The organism is Flavobacterium sp. NPDC079362, from assembly GCF_050267765.1.
Classification (GTDB): Bacteria; Bacteroidota; Bacteroidia; order Flavobacteriales; family Flavobacteriaceae; genus Flavobacterium; species Flavobacterium azizsancarii.
On the sequence record NZ_JBNNFM010000032.1, the window covers coordinates 1 to 17,710 of the forward strand.

The following is a 17,710-nucleotide window of genomic DNA, read 5'->3' on the forward strand; positions in this document are numbered from 1 at the left end:
TCACAACTTTTCTAAATGGATCGCTAAAATCCGTTTGGGCAATTTTAACCTCATTTTTGATCTCGTAGAAGCTTTAGAAAAGTTTATAGAAGACCCCATTTTAGCCCAAATTTACATTTTTCAAGAAACACTCTGTAAATCTACTAGTATAATAAAAGAAAGAGGTCGTCTTTTCAGACAACCTCTTACTAAATACGAAAATGTCCAACTATCGTACTTTTATTTTCAATTTAAAAAGTGAATTCTTCTACGGCAGCCAAAGCATTTGGCAAGGCGCTTTCTGCAAAATCAGGAATTGCAGTCCCTTCTACCCTAAAAGTCGTTACATCAGTAATTCCTAAAAAACTTAAAACTACACGCAAATACGGTTCCGCAAAATCATAACTTTTATAGGGACCGTCAGAAAATACAGCACCGGACGCAACAGACAAGAATACTTTTTTACCCGTTATCAATCCTTTTGGTCCACTCTCACCATAACTAAAAGTCTTTCCTGGCCTTGCCACCTGATCAATCCATCCTTTTAATAATGCCGGAATTCCAAAATTGTATATAGGAACTCCGATAACGATAATATCAGCTTCCAATAAATCGTTTATAGCTTCATCAGAAAGTTTAACAAAATCTACCTGAGCTTCTGTATACGCTTCTTCAGGAGTATAAAATGCATTAAGCTGCAATTCGTTTAAATAAGGTAAAGGTGTTTTAGAAAGATCAAAAGTTTGTACGTTACTTCCCGGATATTCTCTTGACAATTTTTCCAGAACTGCATTGGATAATTGGTTACTAAATGAAGCATCTCCTTTGATGCTTGTTACTATATTCAGAATCTTTTTGCTCATTTTATTACTATTTTGTTTTATGATACAAACTTATCTACATTTGCTATCTCTTTTATAGTACTATCCTCAAGGATAGCGCTATCCTTGAGGATAGTATTAGACAAAATGACATTTAAATAAGAGGTTTACACAGATTTTTAAATCAATCTGCGTGAAATCAATTTCAACATCAACTTATGGAAACAAAGAACCAATTCACAAAAAAAGTACGCTGTGGCGAACCAGAGGAATGTCTGGCAGCATTACTGCCTGTAAGGGATGCTCTGGAAGTTTTAAGCGGCAGATGGAAGCTGCCAATTTTGATTGCATTATCAAACAGGCCAAAACGATTTAAGGAAATTTCTAAAGATGTAAACGGAATTACTGATAAAATGCTTTCAAAAGAACTTAAAGATCTTGAGGTAAATAAACTGGTTACCAGAACTGTTTATGACACGTTTCCGCCAACTGTTGAATATGCAAGAACAGAACACAGCCACACTTTATACAATGTTATCGGAGCATTAAATGAATGGGGAACTTTGCACAGAAAAGAAATCATTGGGCATTAGATAATTATGTTCAAATTAAAATCCTGGTTTTTATCCTGAAGGTTTGGGACAGTTGGATTTAATTTTTAACGATAGAGAACCACGGAGTTCGAAATCTATATTCGCTATTATGAAGCCCAGGTTTAAGAAATGATGATTTTGCAGCAACCTGCTTCCTCTTTCAATTTTAAATCTATGCATCTATTTGTTAACTTTTTTTCATTTATCCTTGAATTTAAAGACATTCACTCTGATTTAATTCATTTTTTTGTAGTAAATTACAGCTTCTTAAGATAAGTTTCATTTTAAACAAACAAAAATGACAGACTCAAAAATACCTGAAGGCCCGCTTGCAGAAAAATGGAATAATTATAAGGCAAAAGCTAAACTTGTAAATCCTGCCAACAGAAAAAAACTGAACATTATAGTTGTAGGAACTGGTCTTGCAGGAGCTTCTTGTGCCGCATCATTGGCTGAACAAGGCTATAATATTCAGTCATTTTGTTTTCAGGATTCTGCAAGAAGAGCACATTCTGTAGCTGCACAAGGTGGAGTCAATGCTGTAAAAAACTACAAAAATGATGGTGACAGCACGTACAGAATGTTTTATGATACTATAAAAGGCGGCGATTTCAGATCTCGTGAAGCAAATGTTTACCGTCTGGCGGAATGCTCTGCCGCTTTAATCGATCATGCTGTTGCTCAGGGTGTTCCTTTTGCCAGGGAATATGCCGGATATCTTAATAACAGGTCGTTTGGTGGTGTTCAGGTTTCAAGAACGTTCTACGCACGTGGACAAACCGGACAACAACTTTTACTGGGTGCTTATCAAGGTTTATTGCGTCAGGTTTCTTTAGGAAAAGTGACTATGCATACACGTCACGAAATGCTGGAATTGGTAGTTATAGACGGGAAAGCTAAAGGTATTATTGCCCGAAATCTTGAAACCGGAGAACTCGAACGTCATATTGCAGATGCTGTGGTTTTAGCTTCAGGAGGTTACGGAAAAGTATATTATCTTTCTACACTTGCCATGGGCTGTAATAGTTCAGCAATTTGGCGGGCACATAAAAAAGGCGCTTATATGGCAGGTGTAAGCTGGATTCAGTTTCACCCTACTTCGCTTCCGCAACATGGAGAAAATCAATCAAAACTTACCTTAATGTCAGAATCGCTTCGTAACGACGGGCGAATTTGGGTGCCAAAAGCCGCCGCAGACGACAGAAACCCAAATACAATTCCTGAAGAAGAAAGAGATTATTATTTAGAACGTAAATATCCTTCTTTTGGCAATCTGGCTCCACGCGATATTTCGTCAAGAGCGGCAAAAGAACAAATTGATGCCGGACATGGCGTTGGACCAATGAAAAATGCTATTTATCTTGATTTTTCGGATGCCATTAAAACCCAGGGAAAAGATAATATTGAAGCTAAATACAGTAATCTTTTTGCGATGTACGAAAAAATTACAGGGATCAATGCTTACAAAGAACCCATGTTAATATCTCCATCGGCACATTTTACAATGGGCGGACTTTGGGTAGATTATGAATTAATGACTACAATTCCGGGTTTATTTGCTTTGGGAGAAGCAAACTTTGCTGATCATGGCGCAAATCGACTGGGTGCCAACTCATTGCTTCAGGCTTGTGTAGATGGCTATTTTATTGCTCCTTACACGATTCCGAATTATCTGGCAGGAGAATTAAATGCTCCTAAAAATACAATTGCCCATCCTGCTTTTGATGAAGCCGAAAAAGCTGTAAGAGCACAATTAGATAAATTCCTGAACAGTAAAGGAACACTTTCAACAGATCACTTTCATAAAAAAATAGGACGATTGCTTTATGAAAAATGTGGACTTTCGAGAAGTAAGGAAAAACTCGAAGAAGCGTTAGATGAAATCAAACTTCTAAAAACTTCTTTTGAAAAAGACTTGCTCATAACAGGAGATGATACTTTAAACAGTGAACTTGAAAAAGCCGGACGCATTGCTGATTATATCGAATTGGCTGCACTAATGTGCCATGACGCTCTGCAAAGAGAAGAATCCTGTGGTGCCCATTTTAGAGAAGAATATCAAACTCCGGATGGTGAGGCTGTTCGAAATGATGCTGATTTTTGTTACGTATCGGCTTGGGAATGGAAAGGCGCTGCACAAAAACCTGAATTACACAAAGAACCGCTCGTATTCGAATCGGTTGAACTGGCAGTTAGAAGTTACAAATAATCAAAAGCTTAAGAATATGAAACTATATCTTAAAATATGGCGACAACTCAATACTTCTTCTAAAGGAGAAATGGTAAACTACGAAATTGACGGGGTTTCTGAACATATGTCTTTTCTGGAAATGCTCGATCTTTTGAACGAATCGCTCATTCAGAAAAAAGAACGTGTCATTGAATTTGATCATGATTGCAGAGAAGGTATTTGCGGACAATGTGGCGTTATGATTGACGGAAGAGCTCACGGACCATTAAAGAACACAACAACATGCCAGCTTCATATGCGGAGTTTTAAAGATGGAGATACTATTTATATTGAACCCTTTCGTGCAAAAGCATTTCCTATTTTAAGAGATTTAAAAATTGATCGTTCTGCTTTTGATTCTATTATTGAATCCGGAGGTTTTATTGGCGCTTCAACTGGTCAGGCACCGGAAGCAAATAGTATTCCTATCTCTTACGAAACTGCTGAAGCTTCTTTTGATGCTGCGGCTTGTATTGGTTGTGGTGCTTGCGTGGCAACTTGTAAAAATGCCAGTGCTGCCTTGTTTGTTGGTGCTAAAATAACACACTTGGCTTTACTTCCGCAAGGAAAAATAGAAGCATCAAAACGGGTTTTAACAATGGTTCAGCAAATGGATGCTGAAGGTTTTGGAAATTGTTCTGATACAAGGGCATGCGAAATCGAATGTCCGCAAGGAATTTCTATCCTTTCGATCGCCAAAATGAATGCGGAATATACTAAGGCTTTGATTTTTAGAAAGTGATTTGTACTTAAAAAAAAGAATCTAGCAAAGTCGAAAAGTCGCAAAGTTTTGAATAGACTCCAGCTTTAGCTGGAGTTTAATAAAGGTCATTGGAAAGGCTTTAGCCAAATGTCGTTTTTTGGCTAAAGCCTTTTTCTATAATTATTATAATTACTAGTCAATAGACACTAATCGCTACTCTTTTTTATAGAACTTATCCTGCCCAACCTGATAAATTCTTTTAAACCCTGTTACTACACCATTTTCAGAAACAATTTGTATACGGAAATCATCTATTCCATCCAGCAGAAATAAATCCTGATCCAAAGGAATCAGTAATAAAGTTGCTATATTATTCCATTTGTAATACAAATTGTTGTTTTCAAATTTCAGTTCGACTTTCCCATACTTTCCTTGGTAAGATTTTAAAATTTCATCAGTAACACTTGCCTTTTTTTGTCTGTTTTTAATGATAGGAATATACCAATCGAGATTGTTTTCTAAATCTTTGCTTTTTGATGAAAGCTTTTGCAAAGCCAGTATATGAGATGTATTTATAGCTTCTTCGCTTTTGCACAAAACATCGGGCATCACGCCTTTTCCTTCAAAATCTGTATTTGTAATAGGGTCGTTGACTTCTCCAAAAGGGATATTTACAAAAAAACCATTTGGTAATACCTTTCTATCAATTGGATGCGCACCTCCAGCCGTTCTTTCACCAACTATAGTAACACGTTTTAAATTTTGAAGCGAGTAACTCATCCATTCAGCAGCAGAAAAAGTAGTGTTGCTTGTCAAAATATAAATATCAACATCCTCCATACGTTTTCCTGGTACAGACGGTAATAACCACATTTCTCTTTCGACTTTTTTTCTGTTTTTTTCGGTATAATAATATTTATAAAGAGGTAACTCTTTCCCTGAATAAAAATAACTGCTTAAAAACTGTCCCATCTCCATAGCCCCTCCATTATTTTGGCGTAAATCGATAATTAGCGCATCTGTACTGCTTAAAAATTGCATCGCCGATGCTGCAGTTTCACTTGCTATTGCAGGATCTTCAAAATAATCGAACTTTAGATAGCCTATATTTCCTTCTAAAATTCGTGTTTGTTGAAAACCGAAATTTTTCTTTTTAGCTTCTGCTAATTCCTCGGCCTTAATTTTTTTCTGTACCTCTTTATTCTCTTTTCTTAGATGATTTTCCGTCCATTCCGGATCATACACAACTCCAAAATGTAAATCTTTGCTAGCCTCTATAAGATCTGAGCTTAGTTTACCCGCAAATTCATTTGGTTTTACAATATCTCTGTAAACACCTTTTTTATATTTCTCATTCAGTTTCTTTTTAATCTCTCCAACTGCATTTGGTCGTATATAAAACTCCTCAAGTTGTTTGGTCAGCGAATCGATAATTTGTTTTTTACTTAATTCAGTAAGATTATGTTCTTCTTTTATATCATTTTGTGCAACCGAAATCATTGATATTGACAGCAATAGTAAAGTTAAAAGGTGTTTCATATTTACGAAGTTTTACAGTTTGAAATTATTTTGTGGAGGATTTTGTCCAGTAATTCGATTTCATCAAGCGATAATCCGTTAAGAGCTGTTTTGCGGTTAAGTTTAAAAACAGGTGCCAATAAGACAATTGTTTTTTTACCTTTTTCAGTTATGATCAGTTTAGATTTCCTTTTATCTAATTCATCCGTTTCTCTGGTCAAGTAATCTTTTTTAACCATTAACTCAATTATCCTTGTAACCGATGCATTATCCTTAAATATTAATTTTGCAATATCTATCTGAGAAATCGTCGTATTATCATTTAGAATAATAAGTACTAAACATTGATCAACTGTAATGTCATCTGCGATCTTCTGTATATTCCTTTGGCAAATTTTCCGATATTCTTTAATGGTCTGTTCTATGGTATATAAAACTGTTCCTGTTGGGGTTTTCTGAATCATATTAAACTCTTTATCTTTAAATGTATTTGATATGTCAAATATAATTATTTATTTGATATATCAAGTATATTTAAATTAATTATATAAAATTAGCGCATACAAATAAACCCGACAGGTTTTAAAAACTTGTCGGGTATTGTTTTTTTGTTATTTCAACGAGAATTTCGCGCAAAATCGCAAAGACGCTAAGGTTAAAAACTTAAAAAAGAAAAACTTTGTGCCTTAGCGTCTTCGTGGTAAACCACAAAGTAAGCTAAACAGCAAAATAAGGCGTCAATATATCTTCAAAATTATATAATCCTTTTTGTTTGTGTTCTAAGTTCTCAGCTACAAAAACAACTCCATTTCCAAAAGCTTCTCTTGAAATCGATTCATGAATTAAACGTACTGTTTGATATGGGAATCCAAATATAACTTCATGTTTTCCAACGATTCCTCCTGCCCTGACTGAATTGATGTTTTCTTTATCGATATCTAAAGCTTCGGCAATTTTTACAGCTGTTCCGGAAGTTCCTTGTTTTGTTTTAAAATGCTCCTCATTGACTTCAATATCAACCCACGGTGCAATTTTCTTTAAAAACTTAGCCGCAAAAAGTAGATAATTCACCCCAAGTGTAATATTTGGAGACCAAAATACAGTCGTTTTATGTGCTAATTTCTTTAATAACTGCAATTCTTTATCTTTATAATGGGAAATTGCTGAGATAATTTTAATGTTTCTGCTTGCAGCAAGTTCACCATAAGTATAAATACCTTCATTAGACGAAAAATCGATAATCACATCAACTGGATGTTTATCCAGTAATTCTTCCATAGTAGTTTTAGAGCTTGAATAAATTAATCCGGGTTCGTCTGACTGAATTCCAAAAAATTCGGGAACAGATCTGTGTTCTAAAACAGTACTTTGTCTTAAAACCCATTCTAAACAAAATTTTTTATTTTCAAGTAGTATTGATGCTACTGATTTTCCAGTCTTTCCAAATCCGATTAATCCTATTTTCATAATTTATTTTTTATTGAGCAGAAAGCCCGTTAGCGAAAATTGGCATTTTATGAAGCTAATGCCAAATCAAAAATTCAATTATTATCTAAGCTGATAATGATACTCTATTAGTAAAAATAGAAATATTATAACGGTCACACTAAAGATTATTGAGATTTGTAACAAAAAAGAACCTTGTTAACAGGAATAATAGTGTCAATTTCTCGAACCGAAGCATCAGAAAAAGATTTTTTTTCTATACGTTGAGGATTATACGTTAAGTTAAAAAAAAAAAAAAAACTTCAAAACCTACATTTCAAGAAGTATTAGATAAGTAATTTGATGTTTCATATTGTAAAATTTTCTATTCATAATTTTAAATTATTATTCAATTCCAGTATTTTTTTAATTAAGATGCTTATATTTGCAACTAAGTTGCATTAGTTAATAACCCACATATTCGCAATAAACAAAGGATTTCCAAAACAAGAATGAAAAAGAAAATTCTCCTAATTAATCTTTTTATGTCTTTAACCGTATTGTTCGCAATGCTGTTTCAGACGATACATTCTTACGAACACATTTACAAACAATTAACGGATAAACCTTGTGATCATCAATATGTTGATGGTCAAAAGCAAATAACACACACCCATTCTGTTGATAGTCATTGTCACGTTTGTCACTTTGCTTTTAGTACTTTTATTCCAAATTCATTTGAGACTTTATACTTTCATAAAGTAAATCCTGAAACATCTTATGTATACTTTTATACAAGAGATACATCTACATTTTTTAAAGGCAGCCTTTTTGCTCTTAGAGCACCTCCTGTCCTAATTTAGCTTACTACATTTTTATTTTCGAAAATTACTCCCTCTTACCTGTTCTCAATTGGTAAAAGGAAAATGACTGCATTTTCATTTGACGCATTCTATTCCCACAAGAAATCGTGTTGAAAAAGAGGCAAAATGTCATTCTTATTTTCAAATACTAATTAATTTCTTTCTACAGAAACAGTAGTAAACTATCCCTGTCCTCACAATTTAATTCTCTAACAGCGACTGTCACTACGACTATGACCGTCAATGCGACTGCGACTAAAAATTAATAATCATTCCAAATACATAAAAACTATGCTTATAGCTGAAAATCTGACCAAGAAATATGGCAATACTATCGCTTTAAATAAATTAAATCTAACCATTAATAAAGGCGAAATCTTTGCGCTTTTAGGTCAGAATGGTGCCGGAAAAACAACGACTATCAATCTTTTCTTAGGTTTTATAGAACCAACTGGCGGAGATCTCAAAATCAATGATATATCAGTTGTAGAAAATGCTCAGGAAACTAAAAAATATGTCGCGTATATTCCTGAAACAGTAATGTTATACCCCAATCTTACTGGTTTAGAAAACTTAAAATTCTTCTCTTCTCTTGCCGGATTTAAATATTCTAAAGGAGAACTGGCTTATTTTCTATCAAAAGCCGGTTTGCAGGTTGCCGCACATGATCAAAATCTTGGTGGATATTCTAAAGGAATGCGACAAAAAGTAGGTATTGCCATTGCAATTGCCAAAAAGGCAAAAGTACTGCTGCTTGATGAACCGACAAGCGGATTAGATCCAAAAGCTTCAAATGAATTCTCTCAAATTTTAAAAGAACTTTCCGCAGATGGAACTGCAATTTTAATGGCTACGCACGATATTTTCAGAGCAAGAGAAGTGGCTTCGCATATTGGCATCATGAAAGAAGGAAACTTAGTAACGGTAATCGAAGCTAACAAGATATCAGCAAATGAACTCGAGAATTTGTATTTACAAACAGTATAAAAGGAAGAATAATTCCATCCTCATTAAAATGAAACATATATATCCTTTTTTATTTTTAATAATTGGGACGCACTGCGTGAAATCTCAAACAATTAATAAAAAAACAACGGACACTATTACACAGGATTCCACTAAAATAGCAAAAAACGAATTGCAAACCGTAGAAATTGTTGGCCGTTCATCAAAAAAATACAATAGCGATTATTCATTTGCAGCCACAAAAACTGCAGCACTCAACAAAGATATTCCGCAATCAATATCGACAATAACAAAAGAATTAATTGCTGATAAAGGCGCATTTTATCTTGCCGATGCAGTAAAAATGGCAAGTGGCGTAATTCCGTCCAGTTACTACAATCAATACACAATTCGGGGCATTAGTCAAAACGAAGAAGGTCAGATTATCAACGGAATGCGAACACGTCAATATTATTTTCTACAGCCTTTGACTAATAATATCGAACGGATAGAAGTAATAAAAGGTCCGTCGAGTGCGACATTTTCATCTGTAGATCCTGGCGGGAGTATTAATCTTGTTACCAAAAAACCTTTGGCTGTTGATCGAAAGGAAATCAGTTTAAGTGTTGCAAGTTTTAGCACTTTACGTGGAACTTTGGATTTTACAGGACCCTTAAATGATTCTAAAACACTTTTGTACCGTGTAAACGGAGCGTATCAGGAAGCGAAATCGTTTCGTGATCTCGTTAGTAATAAATCGTTTTTGATTTCTCCTTCCTTCAGTTATATCCCAAATGAAAAAACCGCTATCAATACTGAATTGATTTTGAGCGATATGACAGGAATTCTGGACCGCGGTCAACCTATATTTGGTGCTGTTGCCGGAGTTACGAGCTTAAATAAAACACCAATAAGTTTGAATTTAGGTGCTCCTGGTGACTTTTTTAAATCGAAAGAAATGATTTTCACTACCAGTTTGGCTCATAAATTCAGCTCTAAAATTGGTTTTAATGCGCAGTACATGAAACAAACCTGGACAGAGAATCTTCAGGAACACAGAACAACAAATGGTTTTGCTGTTGATATGAACAATCAGCCGGTAACAAATTTAGCGATGATGCAATTTGTTCAACGTCAGCAATATTGGGACATTGACAATTTAAGTACGTATTTTAATTTCGATTTAAAAACCGGAAAAATCAGGCATAAATTATTGGCTGGCTATGATTTAAGCAGTTGGAACAAAACTAAAGGCGGAGGACAAAATGCTGCAAGAGGTTATTTACTAAAAGACGGAACTGTCGCTAGTGCTTTTGTTCCTGCAAATGCTGTAAATTATCAAACCACAACGATTGAAGGAGTAGTTTTGCCAAAACCAAACGTCAATTATTTTAATTTAAACAACCCAACTTACACCATAACAACTGCCAATGATTATACACTGAACGTCAGGAATGCATTACCATCAGCATTGACAACTACAAATGCTATATATATTCAGGATCAGGTTCAGTGGGAAAAATTTACTTTTTTACTGGGTGTGCGTAACGAATGGTTTGAGGACATTACCAATTACAAATCTAATAATGAAATAACGGTAAAAAAATCGGCTTTGTTGCCTCGTGTAGGTTTGACTTATGCCGTAAACAATGAAATTAATGTCTATACGACATATCTTGAAGGCTATCAGCCACAATCAAATACGGTGACCTTAATGCCGCAAACAGGAAGTTTATCTCCCGGAAGTTTGTTCGATCCTCTCAAAAGTAACTTGAAAGAAGTGGGTGTAAAAGCGACCTTCTTTAATAATTCGATGAGTTTTAATGCGGCAATCTACGAAATCAATCAGCGTAATATTTTAATGAATGCCAATGATCCGGCAAATCCTGATTTATTGGTAACCAGAGGTGCTGAAAGAAGCCGCGGTTTTGAGTGTGATCTGGCAGGTTATATCACGGCAGACTGGCAAATAAACGCTTCGTACAGTTATATTGACGCTCAAATTACCAACGATCGTGATGTGTCGTTAATTGGTGCCAGAAAACAAAATACGCCAAAAAACAGTGCCAATTTATGGACCCGTTATAATTTCAATTCTGATTCGTCTTTAAAAGATTTGGGCGTTGGTTTCGGGATGCAATATCAAAGCAGCAAAGTGCCTTGGTTTACAAGGGCTTTCACACTTCCTGATTTTATGATTTTTGATGCTGCATTGTATTACAAACCAAACAAAAGCAATATGCAAATTGCCCTAAATGCGGGTAATTTATTCAACAAAACCTATTGGTTAGGTGCTCAGAATTACTTGAGACTATTTCCGGGAGCTCCCAGAAATTTTAGCCTGACCGTAACTTATAAATTCTAATTGGGATGAAATCATTACATACTGAAATTTTAATCGCCGGACATTTAAAGAATTCCGTTTTTAAGAATACGGCTGTCTTTATCATTACCCTTTTTATTGGGATTGTTTTACTTTATGCTGCGTTTTCTGGCTGGGAGAATTATACCAATCAAAACGAAACCAGCGAAAAATACCAACATGAATCCAGGGAAGACTGGCTTAAAAATCCTGACAAAAACCCGCACCGAATGGCGCATTACGGAAATTTTGCATTCAGAAAAAGTACACCTTTAAGTATTTTTGAATTTGGAATGGAACCGTTTTTTGGGAATGCCATTTTTCTGGAAGCGCACAAACAAAATACTGCCAATTTCTCTGAAGCCGGATTTTCGAACAGTCTGCTTCGGTTTGGTGAAATCAGTATTGCGATGGTTTTACAAATTTTATTGCCTTTATTGATCTTTTTCCTGGGATTTAATGCGGTCGCGGCCGAAAGTGAAAACGGAACTTTAAAACTGCTTTTGAGTCAGGGAATTAGCTGGAAACAATTATTAAGGGGTAAAATACTGGGAATCGTCAGCGTTATCATGCTTCTTTTTGTCCCAACCATTATTGTACTTGTTTTTATCTGGTTATTGCTTCAGAATTTCTCGATTTCTGCTGATGAAACCATTAAAATGTTTTTGTTTATTCTGTTTCATTTTATTTATCTGATTTTCTTTTGTGTGATTGCAGTTTTAGTTTCTACCACGAGCAAAACATCTAAAAAAGCTTTGATTTCATTGATTGGAATTTGGTTGGTTTTCACCATTATTCTCCCAAGAACCACGCAGGCAATTGGGGCATATATATACGAAGCTCCCTCTAAAATTCAATTTCAGAGCGATATCGAAAAAGACATTCTAAAACAAGGAGATAGTCACAATCCAAATGATTTGCATTATAAAGCCATCAAAGATTCGCTTTTGAGTGTACACAAAGTCGATTCCGTACAAAAACTTCCTTTCAATTATTCAGGATTTATAATGAGCGAAGGCGAGAAAATAAGTTCTAAAATATACAATCAACATTTAGAAACCTTACTTCATGTCTATGAAAAACAAAACAGTTTTTCTAAGATGATTTCTCTTATAAATCCGTATATCGCAATCAAAAACCTATCGATGGGATTATCGAATACGGATTATGATTCATATATCGATTTCCAGAAACAAGCCGAAGCTTATCGCTATACTATGGCGCAAAAAATGAATGCATTGCAGGTAAAATACATTAGTAATAAAAAACCGGGACCAAACGACAAACCTTCGACTATTAATAAAGAACATTGGGCTGATGTAGCCGAATTTCATTATGAACCTAAAGGAATTTGGGACGTTTTAAAATCCGAAATTATCTCTGTAATTTCTATAACTCTCTGGATTATAATGCTGTTTATTGTTATTCGAATTGCAGCTAAAAACCTTAAAGCCATCTAATATGTTAGCATTACTTTTTAAAAATTTCATACGATCTAAGGGCACCAAAATTGGATTGCTATTTCTTTTAATCATTTGTTTTATAAGTCTTTTAATTGGACTGCAATTTCAGCAGAAACAACAAAATAATATTAAAGAAGCAGCAATTTATCAAAAGGAACACATTGCGAGAAATGCCGCTTTTCATAAAGATGAAATAGGACTCCTGCTCTATTACATCAAGTTCTCATTGGTAAATAAAACACTGCCCATAAACAGTTTGGCAATTGGTCAGCGCGATGTAAATCCGTCGATACAAAGTGTTACAATTCGGGGTCTGGAAGCTCAGAAATACGATGCCGAACTCAATAATCCTAATAATTTATTATCAGGAAATATGGATTTTAGTTTTGTACTGATTTATCTTTTTCCGCTTTTAATTATTGCATTCTCTTACAATTTGGTTTCGGAAGAAAAAGAAAGCGGTACCTGGAAAATTGTTGCAACACAAAGTCAAAACACTTTTTTATACATTCTGAAGTTATTCTACATCAGGATTCTAAGTCTTATTGCATTATTAACTATTGTACTTTTCGCCGCCGCATTGCTTCTGAATATTCCATTAAATTCGTTACTTTTTACTTTTTACGGGCTCGGAATTTTATACATTCTTTTTTGGTTTGCTATCAGTTTTTTCATTGTTTCATTACAGAAAAATTCAAACTTTAATGCTGTTATTTTATTGACAATCTGGCTATTTCTTATCATTATTTTACCTGCAACAATTAATACCTATATAGTAAATAAATATCCAATTCCCGAAGCTTTGGAATTGACCGTTAAACAGCGAAATGCCTATCATGAAAAATGGGATATGGATAAAAAAATTACAATGGATACATTCTATCAGCACTATCCGCAATTTGCGCATTATCCTTTGCCAAATACTGAATTTAGCTGGCTTTGGTATTATGCCATGCAACAAGCAGGTGATGATGATTCGGCACAACAATCTCATGAACTAGAGAACAAACTAAAACAAAGAAATCAAGCAAGTCAATTGATCGCGCAATTTATTCCTACTTTGCATACTCAGATTAAGTTGAACGAAATTGCCCAATCTGACTTAGAAAACCAGCTTTTGTTTTTGCAAGAAACGAAGCTATTTCACGAAAAAATGCGTTTGTATTTCTATCCAAAAATATTCGATAATGCAGATGTTAGCAAAGAAAACTGGTCGAAATTTAAAGTTCAAACATTTAACGATCCATCAAAAATAAACTTTGTAAAAGCATTCTTGCCTTTATTAATTTTAAATTTATTACTAATTGGCTTTGGATGGAGGAATTTTAATAGTAGAAATAATTTAAACTCGAAGTTTTTTTAACCGAAAAGCGCGCAAAGTTCGCAAAGCTATTTCAACATATAGCTTTGCGAACTTTTATTTTTATAAAACCCTATAAAACAAGACTTTTTCGTGCTTTACGGTTAAAAAGACACTCAGGTTAAAAGTCTTATTACTTTATAAACTGAATAATAAACCCACCTTTAGGAGCTAGATTATGCTTCCAGTTTGAAGTTACAGGATAAGTCTGCACATTAAATTCCATTAATGGGTCTTTGCCTTCGGAGATAATCCTGAATTTCGAAAAGCCTTTGCTGTATTTTTTAAGATCTATTGCAACTGGCAATGCTGTATTAGTACCATTTATCCCTACGATGTAAGAAAGATTGTCTTTTTGACGCGCTAAAACTATTGCTTTACCCGGATCTGCAATCACATATTCTGTCTTATCCCAGGTAGCCGGCATTTCTTTTAATAAATTTTTAAGTGCATCAGGAAGTGAATTAAAAACCTCTTCTGAATCGGCAAAGTGGATAATACCTGATGTGTAAATCATAGCCATAGCCAACTCATGCGTTGCCGTGTTTAAACGCGTGTATTTTCTAAAAGTTAGCGCAAATGGTGTATAATCAGCAGGTCCTGCCACATTTCTTGTAAAGGGCAGTACTGTATTTTGTTCTGCTGCTTTCTCAGGAAATCTTGGTTCGTAAAAATAACTTTCTGTTCCTAAAATAGCTTCTGCCGTTACAAAATTTGGCCATGTTCTGTGCCATCCTCTTGGTACTGTTGTACCGTGCAGATTTACCAGTAAATGTTCTTTTGCTGCATCTTCAAAAACTCCCTGAAGTGCTGCTATAACTTCTTGTCTGTCTGAGCACCAAAAATCGATTTTAACCCCTTTTACTCCCATGTCAGCCAACTCCTTAAATCTCTTCTTTCTTTTTTCTGCATCATAATATTCTGCCGAATAACCCCACACCAATGGCTGAACTCCTTTTGATAAAGCATAATCAATAATTTTGCCTTCTTTATTGGCTTTTTCCCATCCTGCATCAAAAAGCGTATATCTAAAACCAAATGAAGCTGAAACATCTGTAAATTTATTATACATTTCAGGCGTAAAATCCTCAGGATGTGACCACCATGACCAGGCTGCTTTTCCCGGAACAATCCATGAAGCATCCGCGATTTTTGATGCCGGAGCCAAATCTGTAATCATGGTCGACAATAATATATCTCCCGCTTTATCTCCTATCATAATCACTCTCCACGGCATTGTCCATGGTAAATTTGACTCAGGATATGCGTTTTCTTTATCCGGTAAAGGCAACGTAAATTTCTCGTCTTTTTTTGCAAATGCTATGCTGTAAATTCCTCCCTTAGAGTCAGGTTGTAAATGACAACCCGGAAATGTTCCGTCTGCTCCTGATTCTGCAATTAAAACCCAGTTTTTAGTATCATTTACATTAAAAAGAGCCGGCATACACCAACCAACTGATTCATTTCGTGCCCCACTTATTGGATCGCCAGACTTTACATCAACATAAAAATCCTCATAACCGGGAGTATAATCTCCGGCTTTGTTGTAAGGCTGTAACCATCCTTTTGCATTTTGCTCAATATGAAATCCTGTCAATTCATTTTTAAGAACTCTGGATTGATTTTCTTTTTCAGTAAACTTATATCGAAAAGCAACCCCTTCTTCTCCCGCAATTAAATCTATGGTCATTAAAGCACCTTGTTTGTTTTTAAAGATTATGCTTTTACTTTTAAAAACGTGGTCAGCGACTTTATTATTAGCAACTTTAAGTTCATACTTTTCACGCTTTTCTTCAACACGCGACACTTTTACAACTGATAAACCAGATGTAAAATCATTATTTTCGAAAGTTAGACCAAGCGGAGAATCTAAAATTATCTTTTTATCGCGACGCGTAACTTCATAAGACAACTTTCCATCTTTAGCTAACGACAATTCAATTTTGTTTAGATTGTTCTTAGACTTTAGAAAAAGTCCTTCATTTTGTGCTTTACTGCTGACCTGTACAAAAAACATTGCAGGTATCAGTAAAATTAAAGATCGATTAATAAACATTTTTTTCATTTATATGGTTTTTAGAGATTAGTTTCAATTTTATTAGTTCGCAAAGTTTTTTAGCCAAAAATTGCACGAATGAGCACGAATTAATTTGTGAAAATTTGTGAAATTAGTGGCTAAAAAAATCTTTTTTATCTGTGTAATCTGTGGCATGTTTTTTTAATTTTTAACATCAAAAGCATACGTAATCGTTTCATTATAAACCTGCCCCGCTTCGAATATAGTATTAGGAAATTGCCTGTGATTGGGGCTATCCGGATAATATTGGCATTCTAAACAAAGTCCGTCAAAAGGTTCGTAAAACTTGCTATGTTCTCCGATAGTTGTACTGTTTAAAAAGTTTCCTGTGTATAATTGCACGCCGGGATATGATGTAAACACACGCATAATTCTTCCTGATTTTTCTTCGAATAATTCACATGTAAAATCAGAATGTATATTATCATTATTAAAGATGTAATAGATGTTAAGTCCACTATTATGCATAACATCTGCTAACTTGTAGTTTATAAACAAATAAGAATCCGCATTTATAATTTTTCCTGTCGGAATATAATCCTGAGAACTTTCTACTATACTTTTTGCCTTAATCGTAAGATTGTGCTGGTATATTTTTTCCTTACAAGCCGATAAATTAAAATAAGAATGATTGGTAAAATTTAACGGAGTTGGTTCATCGGCTAAAGCCAAATATTTAATTTTCAGTTCATTTTTATCCGTCCAGTTATACACGACTTTGGTCATTAGGTTTCCGGGAAAACCACCTTCTCCACTTTTACTTTCAAGTATAAAAATGACAGTATCTTCTTTTATTATAAAATCAAATACTTTGTTGTTAAATCCTGCCGACCCACTATGATTGTTGTTTTTTCCATCGTTTTTATCGAGATAATATGTTTCATTTTCAATAGAAAATTCGGCATTATTGATTCTGTTGGCAAAACGTCCAATTGTTGCACCTATATAAGAGGTATCTTTTAGATAATCTTCTAAAGTTGGAAATCCTAAAACTACATTCTCTTTAATTCCGTTTTTATCCGGCACTATTATGGACTTTACTATGGCACCATAATTAAGAAGCTCAACGTAGTTTCCGTGACTATTTGTAAGTTGAAATTTAAAGATTTCTTTTCCATTACAAACCCCAAAAGGTTCGTATGTAATCTTATTAATAGGATTCATATTGTTTAAAAAAAATGATTAAAAAAACACTATTTTTATAGTAACCCATTGAGCGTAATTTGTAAATATTCACTTAAACACATAGAAACATAGAATTTATGTGTAACAAAGAATACAAAAGGAAACACGTTTCTATCACACAGCCAACTTTGTGTCTTTTAAATAAGTGAAACGTCTTATTCTATTTAAGAAAAAATCTATGTTTCT

At 34.4% G+C, this 17,710-nt stretch carries 15 protein-coding genes; 9 read left to right on the forward strand and 6 right to left on the reverse strand.

Annotated elements, in window-relative coordinates:
- Positions 1-241 (forward strand): hypothetical protein (locus ACQKCJ_RS20185; RefSeq protein WP_427402807.1); only part of this gene is annotated, 241 nt, incomplete at its 5' end.
- Here ACQKCJ_RS20185 and ACQKCJ_RS20190 read toward each other — a convergent pair.
- Positions 231-842, reverse strand: a complete 612-nt coding sequence (locus tag ACQKCJ_RS20190) for an FMN-dependent NADH-azoreductase (protein WP_271337114.1) — start codon at positions 840-842, stop codon at positions 231-233. The two genes, ACQKCJ_RS20185 and ACQKCJ_RS20190, sit on opposite strands and share 11 nt — an antisense overlap.
- 176 nt (positions 843-1,018) lie before the next feature.
- On the opposite strand from ACQKCJ_RS20190, the gene ACQKCJ_RS20195 reads away from it, so the two are divergent.
- The 3 genes from ACQKCJ_RS20195 (at position 1,019) to ACQKCJ_RS20205 (ending at position 4,365) form a co-directional block, all read left to right on the forward strand.
- Positions 1,019-1,393, forward strand: a complete 375-nt coding sequence (locus tag ACQKCJ_RS20195; RefSeq protein WP_271337115.1) for a winged helix-turn-helix transcriptional regulator — start codon at positions 1,019-1,021, stop codon at positions 1,391-1,393.
- Between the two features lie 298 nt (positions 1,394-1,691).
- A complete protein-coding gene (locus tag ACQKCJ_RS20200; RefSeq protein WP_427402808.1) occupies positions 1,692-3,602 on the forward strand; it encodes a fumarate reductase/succinate dehydrogenase flavoprotein subunit in 1,911 nt (636 codons plus the stop codon).
- 16 nt (positions 3,603-3,618) lie between these two features.
- Positions 3,619-4,365 carry a succinate dehydrogenase/fumarate reductase iron-sulfur subunit gene (locus ACQKCJ_RS20205; RefSeq protein WP_271337117.1) on the forward strand — a complete coding sequence of 249 codons (747 nt, stop codon included), beginning with the start codon at positions 3,619-3,621 and terminating at the stop codon, positions 4,363-4,365.
- A 174-nt stretch (positions 4,366-4,539) separates the two neighbouring features.
- Here the strand turns inward: ACQKCJ_RS20205 and ACQKCJ_RS20210 are convergent, their stop codons facing one another.
- The 3 genes from ACQKCJ_RS20210 to ACQKCJ_RS20220 form a co-directional block, all read right to left on the reverse strand.
- Positions 4,540-5,865 carry a S41 family peptidase gene (locus tag ACQKCJ_RS20210; protein WP_427402809.1) on the reverse strand — a complete coding sequence of 442 codons (1,326 nt, stop codon included), beginning with the start codon at positions 5,863-5,865 and terminating at the stop codon, positions 4,540-4,542.
- Between the two features lie 2 nt (positions 5,866-5,867).
- On the reverse strand, positions 5,868-6,308 hold the full coding sequence (locus ACQKCJ_RS20215; protein WP_271337119.1) for a MarR family winged helix-turn-helix transcriptional regulator: 441 nt from the start codon (positions 6,306-6,308) through the stop codon (positions 5,868-5,870).
- Positions 6,309-6,561: 253 nt separating this feature from the next.
- A complete protein-coding gene (locus ACQKCJ_RS20220; protein WP_271337120.1) occupies positions 6,562-7,311 on the reverse strand; it encodes a 4-hydroxy-tetrahydrodipicolinate reductase in 750 nt (249 codons plus the stop codon).
- 470 nt (positions 7,312-7,781) lie between these two features.
- On the opposite strand from ACQKCJ_RS20220, the gene ACQKCJ_RS20225 reads away from it, so the two are divergent.
- From ACQKCJ_RS20225 to ACQKCJ_RS20245, 5 genes are all read left to right on the forward strand, one after another.
- On the forward strand, positions 7,782-8,132 hold the full coding sequence (locus ACQKCJ_RS20225; RefSeq protein ID WP_271337121.1) for a hypothetical protein: 351 nt from the start codon (positions 7,782-7,784) through the stop codon (positions 8,130-8,132).
- 291 nt (positions 8,133-8,423) lie between these two features.
- Positions 8,424-9,119 (forward strand): ABC transporter ATP-binding protein, encoded by a 696-nt coding sequence (locus ACQKCJ_RS20230; RefSeq protein ID WP_271337122.1) that lies wholly within the window; start codon positions 8,424-8,426, stop codon positions 9,117-9,119.
- 28 nt (positions 9,120-9,147) lie between these two features.
- Positions 9,148-11,442 (forward strand): TonB-dependent siderophore receptor, encoded by a 2,295-nt coding sequence (locus tag ACQKCJ_RS20235; RefSeq protein WP_271337123.1) that lies wholly within the window; start codon positions 9,148-9,150, stop codon positions 11,440-11,442.
- A gap of 5 nt (positions 11,443-11,447) precedes the next feature.
- Positions 11,448-12,899 (forward strand): ABC transporter permease, encoded by a 1,452-nt coding sequence (locus tag ACQKCJ_RS20240; protein WP_427402810.1) that lies wholly within the window; start codon positions 11,448-11,450, stop codon positions 12,897-12,899.
- 1 nt (position 12,900) lies between these two features.
- Positions 12,901-14,265, forward strand: a complete 1,365-nt coding sequence (locus ACQKCJ_RS20245; RefSeq protein ID WP_271337125.1) for a DUF3526 domain-containing protein — start codon at positions 12,901-12,903, stop codon at positions 14,263-14,265.
- A 130-nt stretch (positions 14,266-14,395) separates the two neighbouring features.
- Here the strand turns inward: ACQKCJ_RS20245 and ACQKCJ_RS20250 are convergent, their stop codons facing one another.
- Positions 14,396-16,327 carry a glycoside hydrolase family 97 catalytic domain-containing protein gene (locus tag ACQKCJ_RS20250; protein WP_427402811.1) on the reverse strand — a complete coding sequence of 644 codons (1,932 nt, stop codon included), beginning with the start codon at positions 16,325-16,327 and terminating at the stop codon, positions 14,396-14,398.
- Between the two features lie 153 nt (positions 16,328-16,480).
- Positions 16,481-17,503: an aldose epimerase family protein gene (locus tag ACQKCJ_RS20255; RefSeq protein ID WP_427402812.1), complete on the reverse strand. Its 1,023-nt coding sequence runs from the start codon at positions 17,501-17,503 to the stop codon at positions 16,481-16,483.
- Positions 17,504-17,710 lie beyond the last annotated feature (207 nt).